This is a genomic window from Pseudomonas meliae (assembly GCF_001400515.1).
In the GTDB taxonomy this organism is placed as follows: Bacteria; Pseudomonadota; Gammaproteobacteria; order Pseudomonadales; family Pseudomonadaceae; genus Aquipseudomonas; species Aquipseudomonas amygdali.
In genome coordinates, this window is sequence record NZ_LJQT01000014.1 from 1 (window position 1) to 2,965 (window position 2,965).

General features: G+C 55.1%; 1 protein-coding gene and 1 pseudogene. Both read left to right on the plus strand.

Annotated elements, in window-relative coordinates; genetic code table 11:
• Positions 1-163: 163 nt before the first annotated feature.
• Positions 164-1,987: pseudogene (locus ALO64_RS00385) on the plus strand (methyl-accepting chemotaxis protein); the annotation flags it as partial.
• 621 nt (positions 1,988-2,608) lie between these two features.
• Complete coding sequence (locus ALO64_RS00390) at positions 2,609-2,926, plus strand: hypothetical protein (protein WP_044344998.1); 318 nt, start codon at positions 2,609-2,611, stop codon at positions 2,924-2,926.
• Positions 2,927-2,965: the final 39 nt, after the last annotated feature.

A 2,965-nucleotide genomic window follows, 5' to 3' on the forward strand; every position in this document is an offset into this window, starting at 1 on the left:
ACTTGATCGGAGAATCCATAAACCAATAGTCCCTGGCGACAAAAAAACGTCGACGAATACAGAACGTTACGCCCTGGATAGCCTACATAGAAAAGTCTGCACGTCATGAGGTCTGCAATGCATTAGAAATGCTCCTTTGAGTATGAAACTGCTGCTTATTTTAATATTTCCCCTATTGGGCTTCCTGGCCTTTGCAGGTTTGTTCGTCGCTGACAAAAGCGAAAACCTCGGTGACATGAGGCGAGCAGTAACAGCCACCGCAGTTGCACAGAAACTGAGCAACGTGGTCACTACCATCCAGCGCGAGCGCGGTGCCAGCGGCGTGTTTCTGGGCAGCGGCGGCAAGTCCATGCAGGACAAATTGAAGACCTTCCGTCAGGAAACCGACAAGGCGATAAGCGAGATGCGTGCCCAGTCGACCGATGGTATTCCCGGTCCGGACAAAGTCTACCGTGCACTGGATGACCTGACTGCGTTGCGCCTCAAGATCGATACGCTGGGGATCAACAACACCGAGTCCTCTACGCGCTTCACCGACGTTATCAAAACACTTGTCGGGTTCTCCTATTCGCTGGAGGCGAGTATCGAAGATCCGCAAATACTGCGTGGCCTGAGTTCGCTCAACCAGTTCATCGACATGAAGGAACGTGCCGGTCGCGAGCGCGTGCTGCTCGTCCAGGCATTCAACCAGAACCGCTTTGACGCGCCCCTGTTGTCACGCTTCAGTCGTAACCTCGGAGAGTTCTCCGGTTACCTTGAAGCGTTTCAACGCTGGTCCCCTGAAGTATTCAAGACCAAACTCAATGACGTCATGCAGCAGCCGGGCTCGCTGGAAGTGGCGCGCTTGCAACGCCTGGGTTTCGATACCCCGATGGGTGATCCGCTCAACGTCAAGCCGGAAGACTGGTTCAATCTTGCCACCGTACGTATCGACATGATGGCTCAGGTAGAAGCAGAGCTTGGCCAGAACGTGGTCGGCCTGGCAACGGATGCGCGCAGCTCTGCTCAAAGCAGCCTGTATGTGGCGGTTGCTACTGTCGTCCTGATGCTGATCGTAGTGCTGTGGCTGGCGTCGGTCATCATCCGCAACATCAAGGTCGCAGTTGTCGATGTGAACCGCACATTGATGGCACTTTCCACCCGCGACCTGACCGCGCGGACCGGCTATATCGGCAAGGATGAGTTTGGCGAGATCTCACGCAATCTTGACAACATGGCGCATCAGATCAGTGAGGTTATCAGCGAAATCGGCAGCGCCACGGCGCAGGTTGCCACCGCTGCCGAGCAGTCCTCCGCAGTGGCGTTGCAAACCAATCAGAACGTGGCGCAACAACGCCAGGGTACCGATCAGGTCGCTACTGCCATCAGCGAGATGAGCGCCACGGTAAAGGATGTAGCGCGCAGCACCACCGACGCGGCCGAGATGTCGCAACGCGTCAACAACAGCACCGTGCAGGGCAAGACCGAAATCGACAACACCATCGGCCTGATTCAGGAGCTCTCGGTGCAGGCTGAAGAGACTTCGCGGATCATCGACGAGCTCAAGGGCGAGAGCAACTCGATCTCCTCGGTGCTCGATGTCATTCGTGGCGTCGCCGACCAGACCAACCTGCTGGCGCTCAACGCAGCCATCGAGGCTGCACGTGCCGGCGAGCAGGGGCGTGGTTTTGCGGTGGTTGCCGACGAAGTACGCAATCTGGCCAAGAAGACTCAGGACTCTACCGTCAGCATCCAGAAAATGATCGCCAACCTGCAGTCCGGCTCGGAACGCGCAGCAGCGTCGATGCAGGAAACCCTGGGCAAGGCGCAGGAGGGTGCCAGCAACGTCGTACGCGCTGGTGAACTGCTGGAAGAGATCGCCGAAGGCATCGCGACCATCAGCGACCGCAACATCCAGGTCGCTTCGGCCGCTGAAGAGCAAAGCCTGGTGGCCGAAGAGATCCACCGCAACGTCGACGACATCAACTCGCTGGTCATCCAGGTGAGCTGACAGTAAGCTGTTTGTGTGTTGTGAAAAGGCCTGGAAGCGAACGCTTTCAGGCCTTTTTGCTGGTCTTCAGATGCTGTCGTGCCGATGTCCCTGACCACCCTTGATAGCCTGCCCACCATGACCATTCAGTCACCTTTTAACGTAACCCCACGTCCCTCATATAATTATGTAGTGCTATAAAATAATCACTACATAATCGTTGACGTACCCGTTTTCCTTTTGCATTATGCAGCTGTCTCCCCGATCGGGAGCGCTGCAAAAGTGTACTGAACAGGCTCGGCAAGCCGTCGAGATGTTCCCGGATGTAGGCTGCCCACAAGGCAGATTGATGGAGCTGAACTGGCATTTGTCGTCGATAAGGGCGAGAAGCTGGCGAAACGTCCTCATGATGCTTGTAATGGATCGATTGCCGATCCTGGGCCAGGTCTTTGGGTTTCGTGACTTCTTCTCTCTACGCTGATGCCGCTGTGTAGCGGCTCTTCATCAAGGCTACCTGCATGTCCTTGAGGGGCTGGAGTGTTATTCGACCAACACTTACGTGTGCTGCATTGATGACGCTCTGGCGAATGAACTTGATGTATCAATTATTGAACAGTCTACGAGCGAAGGAGCATCAACATGAATATCAACAAGCAACCGACTATTGATGAACTGTCTCGTCTGTTTGCAGTATGCAAAGACACGCTGGACAACCACATTGTATGGATTGCCGATTCGGGTGAAGTCCATGTCGACGCCATGTCGCCATTCAACCAGGAAGACGAATTCCGTGACGCTCATCCACAGATGCGCACTGCGCTGAAGATGTTTCGCCGCGGTCAGGGTTATGTCGGCAAAAAAGCGGCGGCCGACCGCACATATGTGGAAAATACGCTGCAGGCGCTGAAAGGCGAATGGCAAAAGAGCCGTCTGCAGGCACACTCTCAGGTCGCCTGAATTCAAGGTGCGATGAGTATTGAACCCTGAAGCCTGTTG